The sequence below is a fragment of the Spartobacteria bacterium UBA695 genome, assembly GCA_002298145.1.
Classification (GTDB): Bacteria; Verrucomicrobiota; Verrucomicrobiia; order Chthoniobacterales; family Chthoniobacteraceae; genus UBA695.
Map to the genome: position 1 here is coordinate 442282 of DBMP01000013.1, position 17079 is coordinate 459360.

16 protein-coding genes are annotated in these 17079 nt (G+C 61.8%); 15 read left to right on the plus strand and 1 reads right to left on the minus strand.

Annotation, left to right across the window (positions count from 1 at the left end; all coding sequences use genetic code 11):
• The first annotated feature begins 39 nt into the window (after positions 1–39).
• The 13 genes from B2828_RS08205 (at position 40) to B2828_RS08265 (ending at position 14167) form a co-directional block, all read left to right on the plus strand.
• Positions 40–369, plus strand: a complete 330-nt coding sequence (locus B2828_RS08205) for a hypothetical protein (RefSeq protein WP_479633230.1) — start codon at positions 40–42, stop codon at positions 367–369.
• 127 nt (positions 370–496) lie between these two features.
• Entirely contained in the window at positions 497–685 is a 189-nt protein-coding gene (locus B2828_RS08210) for a hypothetical protein (protein WP_479633231.1), read from the plus strand.
• A 91-nt stretch (positions 686–776) separates the two neighbouring features.
• Positions 777–1793: a Gfo/Idh/MocA family protein gene (locus tag B2828_RS08215; protein ID WP_479633232.1), complete on the plus strand. Its 1017-nt coding sequence runs from the start codon at positions 777–779 to the stop codon at positions 1791–1793.
• Positions 1794–1809: 16 nt separating this feature from the next.
• Complete coding sequence (locus B2828_RS08220) at positions 1810–2430, plus strand: DOMON domain-containing protein (protein WP_479633233.1); 621 nt, start codon at positions 1810–1812, stop codon at positions 2428–2430.
• A 263-nt stretch (positions 2431–2693) separates the two neighbouring features.
• Positions 2694–6464 (plus strand): hybrid sensor histidine kinase/response regulator, encoded by a 3771-nt coding sequence (locus B2828_RS08225; RefSeq protein ID WP_479633234.1) that lies wholly within the window; start codon positions 2694–2696, stop codon positions 6462–6464.
• A 51-nt stretch (positions 6465–6515) separates the two neighbouring features.
• Positions 6516–7181, plus strand: a complete 666-nt coding sequence (locus B2828_RS08230) for a peptidoglycan-binding domain-containing protein (RefSeq protein ID WP_479633235.1) — start codon at positions 6516–6518, stop codon at positions 7179–7181.
• A 243-nt stretch (positions 7182–7424) separates the two neighbouring features.
• On the plus strand, positions 7425–7823 hold the full coding sequence (locus B2828_RS08235) for a bactofilin family protein (protein WP_479633236.1): 399 nt from the start codon (positions 7425–7427) through the stop codon (positions 7821–7823).
• A gap of 33 nt (positions 7824–7856) precedes the next feature.
• A complete protein-coding gene (locus B2828_RS08240; protein WP_479633237.1) occupies positions 7857–8726 on the plus strand; it encodes a bactofilin family protein in 870 nt (289 codons plus the stop codon).
• A 99-nt stretch (positions 8727–8825) separates the two neighbouring features.
• A complete protein-coding gene (locus B2828_RS08245; RefSeq protein ID WP_479633238.1) occupies positions 8826–9434 on the plus strand; it encodes a type II secretion system protein in 609 nt (202 codons plus the stop codon).
• Between the two features lie 32 nt (positions 9435–9466).
• Positions 9467–10498 carry a hypothetical protein gene (locus tag B2828_RS08250; RefSeq protein ID WP_479633239.1) on the plus strand — a complete coding sequence of 344 codons (1032 nt, stop codon included), beginning with the start codon at positions 9467–9469 and terminating at the stop codon, positions 10496–10498.
• A 3-nt stretch (positions 10499–10501) separates the two neighbouring features.
• Positions 10502–12799: a hypothetical protein gene (locus B2828_RS08255; protein ID WP_479633240.1), complete on the plus strand. Its 2298-nt coding sequence runs from the start codon at positions 10502–10504 to the stop codon at positions 12797–12799.
• 71 nt (positions 12800–12870) lie between these two features.
• Positions 12871–13665, plus strand: coding sequence for a thymidylate synthase (locus B2828_RS08260; protein WP_479633241.1), 795 nt, complete (start codon positions 12871–12873; stop codon positions 13663–13665).
• A gap of 19 nt (positions 13666–13684) precedes the next feature.
• The gene (locus B2828_RS08265) at positions 13685–14167 is read left to right on the plus strand and encodes a dihydrofolate reductase (protein ID WP_479633242.1); all 483 of its coding nucleotides are present in this window, start codon (positions 13685–13687) and stop codon (positions 14165–14167) included.
• A gap of 37 nt (positions 14168–14204) precedes the next feature.
• Here the strand turns inward: B2828_RS08265 and B2828_RS08270 are convergent, their stop codons facing one another.
• Positions 14205–14564 (minus strand): cupin domain-containing protein, encoded by a 360-nt coding sequence (locus tag B2828_RS08270; RefSeq protein WP_479633243.1) that lies wholly within the window; start codon positions 14562–14564, stop codon positions 14205–14207.
• Between the two features lie 74 nt (positions 14565–14638).
• Here B2828_RS08270 and B2828_RS08275 point away from each other — a divergent pair, with 74 nt between their 5' ends.
• The gene (locus B2828_RS08275) at positions 14639–15433 is read left to right on the plus strand and encodes an SDR family NAD(P)-dependent oxidoreductase (RefSeq protein WP_479633244.1); all 795 of its coding nucleotides are present in this window, start codon (positions 14639–14641) and stop codon (positions 15431–15433) included.
• Between the two features lie 116 nt (positions 15434–15549).
• Positions 15550–17046, plus strand: a complete 1497-nt coding sequence (locus B2828_RS08280) for a hypothetical protein (protein WP_479633245.1) — start codon at positions 15550–15552, stop codon at positions 17044–17046.
• The last annotated feature ends 33 nt before the right edge of the window (positions 17047–17079 follow it).

Below are 17079 nucleotides of genomic sequence, written 5' to 3' on the forward strand. Positions count from 1 at the left end.
ACGCTGTCTGGTTTGAGAAACACCTACCAATCGCGATCCATGATCCAGGAAATCTTCGAGATCATCCGTCCACGTATCACGCCCCGTGTACTGGAGGTGGTCAACCAACATCTGACAGACGAGCAAATCGGACTATTGCTCGTCAAACTGATCAACCCCTATGTGGTGCTAACGCAGCAGGAGGAAGCCATACTGCGCGGGGTCAATCGAAAAACTCTGCGCGGGATGAAAGCGCGCGGGGAAGTGCCCGTCCGGCCAGAAGAGACGGCCGGGGGTGTCAATAGGAAAGAACTCCCAATTTTTCCTCAAAAAGCCCCAAAAAGAGCCAAAAGATCCCCACGTGGCGCTGGAGAGGAAAATCCGTTGTAAAAAACAACCAAGATTACCGGATGCCAGGCATGGCTCATCCCCGGTGAAAATTAACATGGAAGTTACTATGATAGACTCAGTCAAACCTGTAAAAACCCGGCGCAATTGCTCCGGTAGCGGCACTCTTTTGTGCCAGTCCCGCGGCCCTTTTTTTCTAGGGGCCAGGGAGCGCCGGGCACTGGCCAAGCTCATCTGCGGCCAGCGGGACGCCTTTTGGGAGGCCGAGACCGGGACGCCCCGCTCGGGCGAGCCCTTTACGCTCGGGGACCTGGCCGAGCTGGAGCCGCTCCTGGGCTGGCTGAATCAGCAGGGCTAAGGGGAAAAAAGAGGAGCGGCCCGGGCCCCGGGAAATCATTGCCCACTTCCCGCGCTTTCGTTCCGCGCGCCGTCCCTGTATCATCCCGGCAATGAGCACGAAACTTCAGTGGGGAGTGATCGGCACCGGCGCCATCGCACGTTGTTTTGCCAGAGGGTTGATGGAGTCCCGCCATGGAACGCTGGTGGCCGTCGGCAGCCGTTCGCGGGAAGCAGCCGAAACGTTTGCACGGGATTTCCCCGCCACCTGCCATGTCGGCTACGAGGCCCTCATCGCCGATCCCGCCGTCCAGGCCGTCTACATCTCCACGCCGCATTGCCTGCACGCCGAGTGGGCCATCCGCGCGGCCGAGGCGGGCAAGCACGTCCTTTGCGAAAAGCCGCTCGCCATGACCCGCGACGAAGCTCACGCCGCCATCGAGGCCGCCCGGCGGCACCGCGTTTTCCTCATGGAGGGCTTCATGTACCGCTGCCATCCCCAGACGCGGCGGCTGGCCGAGCTGGTGCGCGCCCGAGCGGTCGGCGAGCTGAAGCTCATCCGCGCCACATTTAGCTTCTGGCACCCCTTTGACCCCCGCCACCGCCTCTTCGACCCCGCCCTGGGTGGCGGCGGCATCCTGGACGTTGGGTGCTACTGCGTCTCACTGGCCCGGCTCGTCGCCGGAGCGGCCCGGGGGGCGGCCTTTGCCGATCCCGCCGAGATCAAAGGCACCGGCGTTACCGGCAGCACCGGGGTGGACGAGTACGCCGTCGCCTCGCTGAAATTCTCCGGCGGCATCCTGGCCCAGATCGCCGCGGGCGTTCAGCTCGACCTCGAAAACAACGTGCGCCTGGTCGGCTCCGAGGGGAGCATCCTGGTGCCCAACCCGTGGACCATGAATGGCAGCGAGGGCGGCTTTTCCAAAATCCTCGTCTTCAAAGGCCACATCCCGGAGGAAATCGTCGTCCCGTGCGATCGGGGCCTCTACGCCCTGGAAGCCGACCACGTAGCCGAACAGATCGCCGAAGGGGAGCTGGAATCCCCGCTGGTTTCCTGGGAAGACTCCCTGGGAAACATGGAAGTGCTCGATCAATGGCGCAGGCAAGTTGACGGAAACGCCGAGATATAAGAGACTGGGCGCTCCGATGACTTCCTGCCCTTGTTTCCCGATAGCCACCCCGCTTCAGGAGTGGTCCGATATCGACGCTGCCTTTGCCCAGGCCCCCGACCTGCCCCTCCTCCAGCCCTGGCGCACCACCCCCGAGGAATCCTTCCGGCCCTCATTCGCCCGGCTCGGCTACGGCGAAGGCGTCTTTTACGTCAAGGTCGAGCTGGAGGACGACGACGTTTTCAACCCCGTTACCGGCTTCAACGAGCCCGCCTACAAGAGCGGCGACGTCGTGGAAGTCTTCGCCTACGCGCTGGGCAACCCCCGTTACTGCGAAATCCACTCCACCCCCGGCGGCTCGCTCCTCCAGCTCCGCTTCCGCGTGGACCAGCCCCGCATCCCCCAGGCCGACAGCCTCGTGGCCGCGCCCGTTTCCCGCGTCCTAACCCGCCGCACCCCGGCAGGCTGGTCGGCCTTTTTCGAGATTCCCTCCAAGATCACCGGCTCCTTTCCCAGGCCGGGCGGCGAGTGGCGCGTCGCCGTCTGCCGCTACGACTACACCCGAGGCCGCGCCCGCCCCGTGCTCTCCTCCACCGCAGCGCTGGCTAAAGTCGATTTTCACCAGATCGAAAACTGGACCCCCATCGTATTCCAGTAACCGACCAGCAACCGGGTTACTCAATCCTCTCCAGTTTTGCCTATCCTCCTCTTTTGGAGCTAATTCCGCACTTGCCTTTGTCCCTCGCGTATGGCAGGACATTGGGGGTAATCGTCATCCAACGAGTCACTAAAACTCTTCCTCAAAGGGGAAAGAGGGGCGACTCGTTGGCGCCGTAATCGGCTAATGACGAGCTTTCGGTTGTTAAACGTATGCCTAGCATCGGGCGATTTTTCAGGCGTGAACACGGTCCAACTTTCCGTGTGCGCGTCATCGTCCTCTGCTATATGGCAGTCGCGGCGGCCTGGACGCTGCTGGGCAACCGCATCGGCATCGGGCTTTCTGGGGAGGATTGGCCCGTCGCCAAGGCCCTCTTTTTCGTCCTGGCCACGGGCGGGATGCTCTACCTGCTCATCCACCGCTTTGCCTTGCGGCTCAGCCGCGTTAGCGAATCCCTGCGCGCCAGCGAGCATAAATACCGCCTGCTCATAGAGAACTCGCCCGACGCCGTCGTCATCGAGCGTGGCGGCCGCATTGTTTTTGCCAACCCCGCGGCGTCCACCCTCTTTGGAGCCACCGAGGCCACCCAGCTCCTGGGGCAGGATTTCTCGAACTTCGTCGCGCTGGCGGAGCCCCCCTCCGGCAACGAACAGCCTCCCGCCGCCTCAGTCGCCTTGCGGAAAATGACCCGGCTCGATGGCCTTTCGCGCGACGTCGAAATCTCGTCAGTCGGCTACTCCGACCCCGAGGGCCGCTGCGTCAAACACATCCTGCGGGACATCTCCGAACGCGAGCAAAAGGACCGGGAAATCCGCCGCCTCAACCGCATCTACTCCGTCCTAAGCCAGGTCAACCAGGCCGTCGTCCGCATCCCTTCGCGCGAAAAACTCTTCGCGCAAATCTGCAACATCCTCATCCACTGCGGCGGGTTCAACCGCGCCTGGGTCGGGCGCTACGACCCGCAGAAGCGGGAAGTCGTCCCCGTCGCGTGGGAAGGCGCGGAGATGGATCACCGCCTCCACATCCAGATCGGCACCGCCTCCGAGCTCAACGGCGGCCTTGTCGAGCGCGTCATCCTCGACGCCAGCACCTGCGTCTCCAACGACTACATAAACGATCCGCGCACCGTCTCCTGGCACGACCGCGCCACCCGGGAAAAATGGCACTCCGTCATCTGTCTGCCCATCCGCCGCCACCGGGAAATCTGCGGCGTGCTCACCGTCGCCTCCGCCGAGGTCAACTACTTCCAGCATGAGGAAATCCGCCTGCTCGAAGAAGTCGCCATGGACGTCTCCTTCGCCCTCGACCGCCTCGACGAAGAAGAGCTGAGACGCAAAACCCAGGAAGCCCTCGTCAAAAGCGAAGAGCACCTGCGCTTCCTCATCAACCACCTTCACGCGGGCGTCATGGTCGTAAGCTCCGCCGACCGCGTCGTCCTGATCAACTCCGAAGTCTCCCGCCTGCTCGGGCAGCCGCGAGAGGCAATCGTGGGCCGCACCCCAGACGAGTTTGGCTTCAAGCTGCTTGACGAAAGCGGCGAAGCGCTCACCCCGGGCCAGTTCCCCTCCTCATGGGTCATCGCCTCGGGCCAGCCGCTCCAAAGCCGCATCCTCGGCATCTCCCTGCCCGCCGGAACCCTCTGGCTGCACGTCAACGCCTTCCCCGAACGCGACAGCCATGGCACGCTGCGCCAGGTCATCGTCACCTTCGTCGACATCTCCGCCCACAAGCAAGCCATGGAAGCCGTGCGCGAGAGCGAGGAGAAATTCCGCACCCTCTTTTCCTCCTCGCGCGACGCCATCCTGCTCTTCGAAGATGGCGCCTACTTCGACTGCAACCAAGCCGCGCTCGAAATGTTCCGTTGCCCGGAAAAGACCGACCTCCTCAAGCGAAAGCTGGGCGACCTCTCCGCCATCCGCCAGCCCGGCGGGCGCTACTCGGCCCAGGTCGTTCCCCAACTCGTCGAAACGGCGCTCCGCTCCGGGCTCGGCTGCTTCGAGTGGATGTGCCGACGGCTCGACGGCACCGAGTTCATGGCCGAAATGGCCCTCGCGCCCATCGTCCTGCGCGGCCGCACCGTCATGCAAGTCGTCGCGCGCGACATCTCCTGGCGCCGCCAGGCCGAGCAGCAGCTCCGGCAGCTCTCCCGCGTCGTCGAGCAGAGCCCCATCTCGGTCATCATCACCGACATCTTTGGTAACATCCAATACGTCAACCCGAAATTCACCGAGAGCACCGGCTACGCCCGCGAGGAAGTCATCGGCAACAACCCCCGCATGCTCAAGAGCGGCGAACTCGGCCCCGGCAAGTACGAGGAACTCTGGAACGCCATCACCTCCGGCCAGGAGTGGCGCGGCGAATTCCATAACCGCAAGAAAAACGGCGAACTCTTCTGGCAGTCCGCGAGCATCTCGCCCATCACCAACAAAGCCGGAGCCATCACCCAATTCCTCGCCATCGAGGAGGACATCACCGACCGCAAGCGCACCGAGGCCGCGCTTAAGGAATCCGAAGAACGCTTCTTTAAAGCCTTCAACACAGCCCCCGCCATCATGGTCATCATGACCCTCGGCGAAGGCCTCTGCATCGAAGTCAACAACGCCTTCGTCGAAGCCTCCGGCTACACCCGCCAGGAGGCCCTGGGGCGCCATTTCCGGGAACTCGCCATCATGGAGGGGGCCGACATCGACGCCCTTATCGCCAAGCTCCAGAGCCACGGCAAAGTGGTCAACGAAGAATGCGCCGCCTGTCGCAAAAATGGCGAAAAACTCATCGGCCTCGTCTCCGCCGACCTCATCGAAATCAACGGCGCCGCCTGCGTAGTCGCCACCATGCTGGATATTACCGAACGCAAACAGATGGAGGAGAAATTCCTACGCGTCCAGCGCATGGAAAGCATCGGCGCACTCGCCGGAGGCATGGCACACGACCTCAACAACATCCTCGCGCCCATCCTCATGTCGGCCTCGATGCTCCGGGACCAGCGACTCTCCGAACCCGCCCGGCAGCTGGTCTCCGGCATCGAAGAGGCCGCCCAGCGCGGCGCCAACATCGTCAACCAGGTCCTCACCTTCGCGCGCGGCGTCAAAGGCAAACACACCGTCATCAACGCCTCCGAACTGGCCGGTGAAATTGCCAAGATGGTCAAAGAAATCTTCCCCAAATCCATCATCTTTAGCTTCAACGTCCCCAGCGTACTCTGGAACATCAGCGGCGACACCACCCAGCTCCAGCAAGTCTTCCTCAACCTCTGCGTCAACGCCCGCGACGCCATGCCCGGCGGCGGTTCGCTCACCCTCGGCGTCGATAATATCGAAGTCGACGAAGCCTTCGCCCACATGGTCCCCTCCGCCACCCCCGGGCGCTACGTCCAGTTCAGCGTCACCGACACCGGCACCGGCATCCCGGCCAAGATCGTCGACCGCATCTTCGAGCCCTTCTTTACCACCAAGGAACCGGGGAAAGGGACCGGCCTCGGGCTTTCCACGGCCGTCGGCATCGTGCGCAGCCACGGCGGATTCTTGAAAGTCGAATCCGAAATCGGCAAAGGCTCCATCTTCCGCGTCTACATCCCCGCCACCACCAGCGCCGTGCGCAAAAAGGAAAAAGCCGACCAGCCCGCCATCATCCGCGGCAGCGGCGAAACCCTCCTGGTCGTCGACGACGAGCCGGAAATCCTCGAAATCATCTGCAGCATCCTGCAACAGAACAACTGGAAAACCATCTCGGCCACCGACGGCGTCGAAGGCGTCGCCTCCTTCCTCATGCACTCCGGGAAAATCAAAGCCCTCATCACCGACATGGTCATGCCCAACATGGACGGCCTGGGCCTCATCCGCTCCGTGCGCAAGCTCTCGCCCGACCTGCCCATCCTGGTCGCCAGCGGCTTTAGCAACGAAGAAAGCCGCGGCGAACTCGACGAGCAGCGCATCAGCGGATTCCTCAAAAAGCCCTTCAGCGCCCGCCAGCTCGTCGCCCGCGTCGCCTCGCTTCTTTATGAGCCCAAGGGGAAACCCTCAGGACCGCGAAAATAATTCCACCCCACCCACTCAAAATGTGCCGCCATCGTCGAAACCAAGGGTACGATGAAACGCTATCAGTTTATTGGACTGGCCGTGCTGATCCTGGCCGGCCTGAGCCCGGGAACCTACGCCGGGAACGACGGATGGAGATCCCGGGACAACAACTGGGATAGGAATCGGAACCGTTGCGACCGGGGCAGGCGTTGCCCGCCTTGGTGGTGCAACAACAATAACAACGACGACTACTCCTCCGACTACACCCCTAACAACTACAACTACCTCGGCTACCCGCCCTGGTACCGGCTCAACTACTACACCCCCTGGATGTCGGACTACCGTGACGGCACCGCCTGGACGAAAATCCCCACCTCCCACGCCGCCGAAGGCTACGGCCTGCCCTCCTCCTTTAACACCATGCCCTCCGGGTACTACGCCTGGCAAGCCGCCAACGGCGGAGCCGTTAACACAGGCTACGCGCCGAATGTGAGCGACGGCTACCCCGGCGCCGGATACAACAACCCGCAGGCAGGCAACGCGCTCGCAGGCAACGACATCGTCGTCACCGTCCAGCGCGAACTGCGCCGGAGGGGCTTCTACCAAGGCGTCGTCAACGGCATCAGCGACAGCGCCACCCGCACCGCCATCCGGGCCTACGAATCCAGCGCAGGCCTCCCGGCCACCGGTGGCATCATCGGGGTCAACCTCCTGCGGTCACTGAGGCTGATGTAATACGCGAGTGTAATAAAATTATCAAATTCCTCCCGAATCCGACCCGGGATGCGGGAATGTTTTGCCGGGCTGGCGGTCGCTGTAAACGGCCTCCAGCCCGCGCTTTGCAAATCCATAAGGAAAGCCGGTTGACATCGCTTTTGTGTGTCGCGATAGTCGCACGTGTTCAATCGAATTTTGCCCCAGAAAACAGAAACACCTGAGGCTGCCCGTTCACCCGAAACCTTTCAAACCAACGAAATTATGGCCGACATACCCTCTGCAAAAAACCACCTTTCCGCCGACGTCGAAATCAAAGGCTCGATCAAATTCCAGAATGAACTGACCATCGACGGCAAGGTCGAGGGAGAAATCACCTCCCCCGGCGTACTGGTCATCGGGGAAAACTCCGAAGTTCGGGGCGAAATCAAAACCAAGTCCGTCACCGTGCACGGCAAAGTGCAGGGCAACATCACCGTCGAAGAGCGCTGCGAACTCAAAGGCCGCGCGCAGTTGATCGGCGACCTCAAGGCGGCCCGCCTCGTCATCGAAGAAGGCGCCACCTTTGTCGGCAAGTCCGAAGTCGCCCCCAAGGGCGGCATCAAGATCGAAGCTCCGCGTGCGCCCGAGCCGGTCAAGCAGTCTTCGATTCTCGGACGCTAAATTTAGCGGTTAAAAAAAGGTAGCCACCAAAAAGTGTCCGGCCAGACGCCACAGTCCGCTGGCAAGGTTGCCCTGACGTGCCCACATTGCGGCTTCAAACAGCTCGAATCGCCATACGCCAAGAGCACGTTTTGCCGCAAATGCGGAGAGCACTACGAACCGGGCAGGACGAAACCGATCCTGCGCAATGAGCGACCCTCGTTCTTTGCGCGGGTGAGCAAGTACCTCGCGGGGAGAAAAACCCGCGAGATCACCTGTTTCGATTGCGGAGCGGTGCAAACGGTCAGCAGCTCGTCCTCATCGAGCCTCTGCCCGCAGTGCAGCGCGTACATTGATCTGAGCGACTTCAAGATCAACGCCGCCTTCAGCCGCCTGATCCAGACCCAGGGCATCGTAGTCCTCGGCTCCAAGGCCGACGTCACCAGCTCCAAAGTCGCCTGTCGCCAGGCCCTCATCAAAGGCAAACTGCGCGGCAACCTCCTCTGTACCGACTGCGCGACGATCAAGTACAAGGGGAAAATCTCCGGAGCCGTCGAGGCCCGCAAACTCGTCATCGCCCGGGGAGCCAACGTCGAATTTGTCCGGCCCGTCAAAGCGAAGATCGTCGAGATATTCGGAACCGTTTCCGCCAACCTGCACGTGGACGGCATCGTCAAAATCGTCAAGCGGGGCCGCCTGGAAGGCAACGTAGAAGCCCGGGGAATCGTCGTGGAAAAAGGGGGCATCTTCCTGGGCGAGCTCTCCATCGGCAGCAGGGGCTTTGTTCAGCCCGAGCTGACCCCGTCCGAACCTCCGGCCCCCCCGAGCAAAGCGGAACCGGAAAAGCCCAAAGACCTTCCCCCCTCCCAGCCTGGGGGAAAACCCAAAAAAGCGGGTCAGCAGAACCTGGATCTCGGTTTTTAATTCCGGGCGGTATTTCGTGATCTGGTAACATTCAAGCCTGATTTGGCGCGAAGTTTGCTGTACTAAGATGGAATGAAGAGATCCGGTTCCGCCCTGGGAATGCCTCCTCCATCGAAAAAGGAAGGAGGGATGATGGGCTTTACGCTCATTGAAGTCATGGTAACGGTGGGCGTGATCGGGTTGTTTGTCGGCGCGGCTTATCTCGGTTTGCTGAAACTCAACAGCTACGCCACCTCCAACCGCCTCTACACCTGCGCGAGCCAAATGGTGCAGGAAGTGATCGACCAGGCTCTTTCAGTCCGCCCATTCTATCCCACCGTACCCTCCTCGGGAGCCGCGGACCCCTTCGACCAGAGTAGGAACACCGTTTCCGGAGTCAGCGGCGTGCCCTCCGCCTTGATGCTCAGCGGCACGCTCGGAAAGCCGACGGTTACGACGATCCCCGTTTATCTCGACGCCGGGGTGCTTTCGACCGGAACCACCGCGTCCCTTAAAACCGCCTCCCTGGTCCTTACAGCGGCCACCGTCGTTCAGGGCACGCTGACCGTTGTTGCAAACGAGGCCGCCATGACCACCGGGGGGACCACCGCCGCCCCATCGCTCTCGGGAACATCGTACTTAAGAAGGATCAATGTTTCTCTCTCCTATCAATTTTGCGGCCAGACTTTCACGATTCAGAGAACCTGTCTTCGCGCTCCCGATCAATGAAATTGATATTTCCCAGACGAACCCGTGCGGGGATGACGCTTGTAGAAGTATTGGTCACGCTTCCGATCGCCCTGCTTTGCGTAGCCCTCTTGCTCACCGTCATTTGGATCGGCACCAGGCTGGTCGCGCGGAACCTGACCATTAACCTGGCGCATGTCGATGTGGCCACGCCCATGCAGGTCCTTGCCGACGATGTCCACGCCTCCATCGCCATGCCTGTGCTCACAGGCTCGCTAAGCGGTACCGGCGTGCTTCCCCCCGGGCTCGGCGGGGCCAAAACGGCCTCCTCGGGTAAGATGACCACCTGGAGCCTCGCCTCGCCCACGAGCGAAACGGCTCCTGGGCTCACCCTCTATGTCGTGACCTCTGCAACCGGGCTGGCTACTGGATCTTACGGTGGCTACCCTACGAATTACGTTGCGTTTCCCGTGGCTTCCGGGAATTACAGCTCTTCTTCCACTTCGCTTTCGCTGGAAATCAGGCCGACGGATGAGGCTCTTTTTACGAGCGCCGCCAACGGAATGCATCTTTGCATTCCCGGCGCGGGCATCGTCGCCACCACCTCGACGAATATGGCGGATGTAAAGATCTCCAAAGTCAGTTTTTCGGGAACCGCCGGGACCTCGGACAGCAACTGCACGAGAGTTGCCACTTGCACGCTTTCAAACGCCCTCGGAGCGTCGTTTTCCACCTCGGGAGCGCGTTCCACGACCAGTTCCTACATCTACCAGGCCTATCTGGTCGCTCCGGTTACTTACGTCGTGTGCGGTACGGACTTGGTGCGGATCAACTACGACGGCTCATGGAAGATCGTCATGCGCAATCTACTCAAGAGCAACAGCTTGTCCTCGATCGCGCCCTTCTCGCTGCCGTACCCCAACGCTACGGGGGTTTCCTTCCTTACCACGGCAACCGCCGGACGGCGAGCCGTGACGGTTCGCTTTGCCACCACTAACCCGGACTACAGCAACCTCCCCTATGGGACGGCGAGTATGTCCAATATGTTGCTTTACGACGTGACGCTGTGGAGCCGGGCGCAGTTCTACGATGAAATTTCCAGATAAACCATGAAGCTTATATCTCAGAGTAACGAAAAAGCTGCCACTCTGCCGCTTGCGCTCGTGATCATGGGAGTGTTGTCGATCCTTTCCCTGACGGCCTACCAAGTCACGGGAAGCATCGGGCGGAACACCCGTCGCATGATCGTTCGCCAGCAGGCATTGAGCGTCGCGGATTCTTCGCTTGAAGCCCTTTTCTGTCAGTTCAAGTCGATTGTCAGCAATTACAGCACCTCGCTGGGCGACTTGGCCCCCGACCAATCCTACTGCTCGGGAACTACTTATGGCATTGGCTTTAAGACCGCGAAATCCTGGGTGCCCACGGGGGCTGCCTTTCCCGAGCTGGCCAGTTATTATCCCTCCGTTCCGAATTTTAGCGCGCTGCACCTGGACGACCCTTCCGTGGGGGTTATTAAGAACTACGCCCTTACCCCGCTCGACAAGTATGGCCGGACCAGCGACAAGGTCGGCGCCGTGCAGACCGTCACCCCGACGGGCAGTTCCGAGGGGCGGGCCTTCCGCTACCTGGCTACCGTGGACGTGGAACTCCCCACGCCCTCCGGCGATACGGTAAAGGCGCATGCGAGTAGAGTGTTTGAGTACCAGGTCAAATCGTTCTTGAACTACGCGATTTTCAGCAACGTCGACCTCGAGATTAACCCGGGCTCGACCATGGTGGTCACGGGGCCGGTTCACTCCAATGCCAACATATACCTGGGATGCGGTGGCGGGGCGCTCACCTTTACCGACACCCTCACCTCTGCGAGCAACATCATTCTGGGTCCGGCTCCAAACGACCCCGCCCACAGCGGCAGTGGCAGTAATGTGAGCGGGACCGGGTGGACCAACCGAATGAACAACGCGAGTGCGGTGACGCCGCTGGGGGTCAGCTCCTCCTCATTTAGCACCACCGACAGCAACCCCAACAACGACAGCTATCACGAAGTGGTCGAAACGGTCGTCTCTCCCTCCATTTACCCCGACCCCTTCAGCCCCAACGACAACCGGACCAATACGACCACCCAGGCATTCAACTCCAACGATTTACAGACGATGCGCTTTGCGAACGTCGCCGATATTGTCATCACCATCAGCAACTCCAACGGAGGCGGGGCCAACACGGCAGGCGATCATATTACCATATCCTATACCAGCACGACCGACGATTCGTCGACGATAACGCTTGATTCCACCACCGATTCCAATAACGGCATTTTCAAAGCCGTCATGAGCGCGCTGAATGTGGATTCGTCATTCATTGTTGATAATCGCGAAAGCTCGGGCTCCAAATACACGGCGGTGAATCTCACCACGCTGGATGTCTCGGCGCTGAAGAGCGCCCTGGACACTAACAAGATCACGCCTTATGCGGGGGCCAAGAGCGGGCTGGGGGTCTACATTGCCGACAACCGTTCAAAGGTAAACTATAGCAGTACGGTGAACCCCAGAATGAACAGCGGCACGATTTTCCCCGCGCTTTCCGGTACGATGAAGTGGGGCAACAAAACGCTGACCGGCACCTCGACGATTTCCGGCACGTACGCTTCCACGGAATCCGCCATTCGGGTCATCAACGGGTCGGCTCTGCCCGAGGGCGGGCTAACGATCGTTTCCGACAACCCCGTCTACATCCAGGGCGACTACAACACGGGGAGCCCCATCGTCAACGGAACCGTTTCGACCGCCCCGCTCGCGGCCACCACCAGCTCGACCTGGGGGCTCACTCACGATTCCACCACCGTCACTCTGGACCAAGCCAACGCCAACCAGACCTACCAATACAGTTCGGGGGTTCCCTATACCAACGTGAGCGGCTCCACCGGCACCTATTACTGGCAGCCGGCGGCCATCGTTTCGGATGCCGTCTCGGTGCTTTCCAATAACTGGTCGGATTCGAACAGTAATTTGGCTCTTTCGTCCCGGGTCGCCTCGGCCGCCACGACCATCAACGCGGCGTTTATCGCGGGGAACGTGGCGACCACCAGCTCGTCCTACAGCGGCGGAGTGGAGAATTTCCCCCGCCTTTTGGAGGACTGGGGCGGCAAGCGGTTCAATTACGTTGGCTCTCTTATTTTGATGTACAACAGCACCGAGGCCACCGGTAATTGGAACAATGCCAGCTATGGAATCCCAACCCGCCGTTGGGCGTATGACAAAAATTTCCTGGCCTATGGCGTGCCACTTTTGTCCGCGGGGGGGAGCAGTTCGAATGGTGGTGCCGCGGGCGGCGGTAGCCGTAAAACCGTGGCCGCGGGCGGTGGCAGGGCTTTTCAACGCAAGCAGTTTATCTCCAGGGTCGTCCAATAGGCGAAAATTGCGTGGGCTTGCTTCGCCGGGGGTGTTTTGTAACAGTAACCCCCCTTCAACCTTATTTCCCCGTGCGCGCATATCTCGATCTCCTACGTCTCGTTCTTGAAGAAGGCCAATTCAAATCTGATCGGACCGGCACCGGTACGCTCTCGGTTTTCGGAGCGCAGGCCCGGTTCAATCTGCGGGACAGGTTCCCGCTATTAACGACGAAAAAGCTCCACCTCAAGTCGATCATCCACGAGCTGCTCTGGTTTCTGCGGGGCGAGACCAATGTCCGTTCGCTCCAGGAGGCCGGGGTGTCGATTTGGAACGAGTGGGCCGATGCCGAGGGGAACCTGGGCCGCGTCTACGGTGCCCAGTGGTCCGACTGGCGCACCGCCGATGGCCGCTCGATCAACCAGATCGACACCGTGATTGAGCAGATCAAGCGCACGCCGGACAGTCGGCGGCTGATCGTCAGCGCGTGGAACCCGGGCGAGATCGAGACGATGAAGCTGCCTCCCTGCCACGTTCTTTTCCAGTTTTACGTTCACGAGGGGACGCTCTCCTGCCAGCTCTACCAGCGCAGCGCCGATCTTTTCCTGGGCGTCCCCTTTAACATCGCCTCCTACGCGCTCCTCACCCGCATGGTGGCGCAGGTCTGCGGGCTCAAGCCGGGCGATTTCGTTCACACCTTTGGCGACCTGCACATCTACTCCAACCACATGGAGCAGGTGAAGGAGCAGCTCTCCCGCGAGCCGCGCCAGCTCCCGGTGATGACGCTCAACCCGGCCATCCAGGATATCCATGCTTTCCGGTACGAGGATTTCACCCTGAGCGAGTACGATCCGCACCCTGCGATCAAAGCTCCCGTGGCCGTGTAGCCTTCTCTTTTTATTCCCGATGAGCGATTTTCATCCCCAGCTTAAAGCGATCGCCGCGATGGCTCGCAACCGGGTGATCGGCCTCGGCGGCACGATTCCCTGGCGCATCTCGGACGAACTGCGCTGGTTCAAGCGCGCCACCACCGGCAACACCGTGCTGATGGGCCGCAAAACGTGGCAGTCCCTCGGGCGGCCGTTGCCGAACCGGCGCAACCTGGTTGTCACCTCCGGGCCAGAGATCGAGGGCGTGGAGGTGATCCGCGACTTGGCGGCCTTTGACCCCGCAGCGTATGCCGCGCCGGGCACGTCGGTGTTTGTCATGGGCGGCGGGGAGATCTACCGGCAATTGCTGCCGCGCTGCGCGGAATTGCTGCTCACCGTACTCCCGAATGAAGTCGAGGGCGATACGGTGTTCCCGGAGTTTGAGGGCCTCTTTACGTTTAGCGAGACGGTCCTCACGCACCCGGAGTTCGAAGTGCGCCGGTACGTCCATAACCCGTGAGCGGGCAAAACACCGCTCCCGGGGGGGCGCGCCTTGATTACGCCTCGAAATACGTGTCCTCGTGCGCGTAGGCCGGGGCGCAGCAGCAGAGAAACCGCAGGGCCGCGCGCGTGGCCTTCACCGTGTGCCAGGCTCCCGGCGCAATGAGCACCGCGTCGCCGGGGCCGACTTCCCGAGTCTCGCCGTCCACCGTCATTTCGCCCGCCCCCTCCAGGAAAAAGTAAAACTCCTCGCTTAGCTTATGAAAATGGGGCTGCGTGGCCGCCCCGAGGGGGAGGGTCGCCTCGGCCAGGCTCTGGTTCTGTACCGGGGCATTGCTCCGGTCGAGAATCGAGCGGATGGTCGAGGAATCCTTGGTTGTGAACGGTTTCGATTCGTTAAGGGTGCGGAGAATCATCGGCGGAAAGGGTTGATCCGTGCGATTGAAAGAGAGATGCTACCGGCCGTCCACTTCAAAAAGAAGGAGTCTCTATGAATTTGCTCGACCATTGCACCGTCCTCATTACCGGCGCTTCGTCCGGCCTGGGGCGGGAGTTTGCCCGGCAGCTTGCCGCCCGGGCGTCCATCATGGTGCTCGTCGCGCGCCGCGCGGAACGCCTGGAGAGCCTTAAGGCCGAACTCGAACGCCCCGGCCTCACCATCTACAGCCGCCCGGCGGATCTTTCGGACCCCGCGGAAGTCGAGGCCCTCATCGGTTGGATCGCCGAGACCGGCCTGCAAATCAACTTCCTGGTCAACAACGCCGGGCTGGGGGATCACGGGCGCTTCGAGACAGCCGATTGGGAGCGCCTCCGCCAGATGATCGAAGTGAACATCATCGCCCTTACCCGCCTCACCCACGCCCTCCTGCCCACCCTTAAGGCCCAGGCCGGGGCGGCGATTTTGAACGTCTCCTCGGTTGCTAGCTTCATCCCAATCCCCAAACTGGCCGTCTACGCCGCCACCAAGGCCTACGTCACCAGCTTTTCCGAAGGGCTCCGGGCGGAGCTGAGCGCCTCGGGCGTCCGGCTCACGACGCTCTGCCCCGGGCCGGTGCCGACGGAATTTGGCCGCGTGGCGGAGCGGACCGAGAACCCCGAGCCGGTGGAAGCCGTCGGAGGCCTCTACGTGCCGCCCGCGAAAGTCGTTGCCGACGCCCTGCATGCCGTCGAGTGCGACCAGGCCCGCGTCGTCCCCGGCTGGAAAGTGGCCCTCACCATGGCGTTTGCAGCGGCGATCCCCATGGCGATTTTCCGTTGGTTCCTAAATCGCCGGGGTCGGGCGTAGGAAGTTCCCTGGAAGAAAGCCGTTCTCGCCTGCCCGGTTTGACTTCGGGGGAGTGAATCGCTAGGTTTTCCATCCCTGACCATGACCCATCGCCGCGCTTCCGCCGTTTCCCTTTCATGAACGAGGATCTTTTCAGACGCGAATTCCGCACAGTGCCGAACCCGCCCAGAAGGGACAATCTTTTCATCTGGACGGTCGGCATCATCCTGCTTATTGGCGTTGCCCTGGCCTGCTGGCTGGGCACTTATTACATCTTTGGCCACCCCGAGAAGCCCGATAGCTACCACATCCTCAAGGACGTCCTGCACAAGCTGGAGCCGCCGAAGCGCTTTGAGCTGACCGCCGCGCCCACCGGGACCTTCTTAAACCCCCAGAAGGCCTTCGAGACCTTCGGCAGCATGTCGCACTACGAGCTGAGCCGGAAAAACACCGAGCTTCTGCGCGACTACATCAACAACTACCAGAGCACCAAGAACCTGGTGCCCTACATCACCGGTCGCTTCAGCATCATGAGCTCCTACGAGCTAAAGGACAGCGACTTCATGGCCGTCGGCATGGTCGCCCTGGCCCAGGCCGCCGATAACCCTCAGGTGGCCATCGAATACCTCTACCCGGCCACGCCGCAGACGCTCCCCATCCTTGAGCAGATGCTCCGCAGCGGGCTCGACATCAAGCTGGAGAAATCGCTCGACCTCTCCGCCGTCATCAATGTCGCCCGCACCCCGGACGGCCGCCTTCTCTTCACCGTCGTCCCGCTCCTTTACGGCTCCTACTCCGTCAAACAGGGCAGCGGCACCTTTAGCCTGGAGCCGCCCCCCGCCTTGAACCCCGGCGCGGGCCTGCCGGTGATCCGCGGCCAGCTCTACGAGGACGCGCTAAAGACCTACGCCGCCTACACGAAGAAATTCGCCCCCGTGCCGTCGCCGACCGCCGGTGGCGTCATCCCGGTGGCCTCCGCCGTGCCCGTGACGACCATTGTGCGGGCGGAAACCCCGACGCCCACGCCCGAGCCCACGGCCACCCCGGCCGCCGTGGCGGTAACGACCCCCGCGCCGACCCCGACGCCCAAGGTTAAGCCGACCCCGAGCCCGGCCGCTGTCGCCTCGGCCAGCCCCTCGGCCTCCGCCTCCCCAGCCCTCGCCGCCGCCTCGCCCAGTGTGAGCCCCTCGGCCACGCCCAAGACGCCCCTTAAGCCCTTCCTGGTCTCAGCCCCCACGCCCGGCGCCACCGTCGGCTCCGGTGGCGGAAATTGGCATACCTACACCCCCGGCAAGATGCCCCGGGGCCGCCTCGTCTCGCTTTCCGACGCCAAGGAGCTCGCCGAACGGGGAACCGGCGGCGAACGCCTCTACCTGCGCGGCAACTTCGTTGTCTCGGCCAGCACCGACAACCGCGCCGTCCTGAGGGCCAGCAGCTCGCTGGGCAACGCTTTTTCCGCCATGACCGGCGGCCCAGCCCCCCGTGTGGTCGTCGATTACCCCGCTGGCTCCACCCCGCCCTCGGCGAACAAGACCTTCTCGCGCGACGACGGGCGTCCGTTTGAAATCACCAGCGTCCGGCGCGACAGCAACGGGCAGATCACCATTTTTGCCCGCGAAGTGACCTCCGAGTAACCCCCACCTTTCCCCAGGCGCGATATTTCCCGG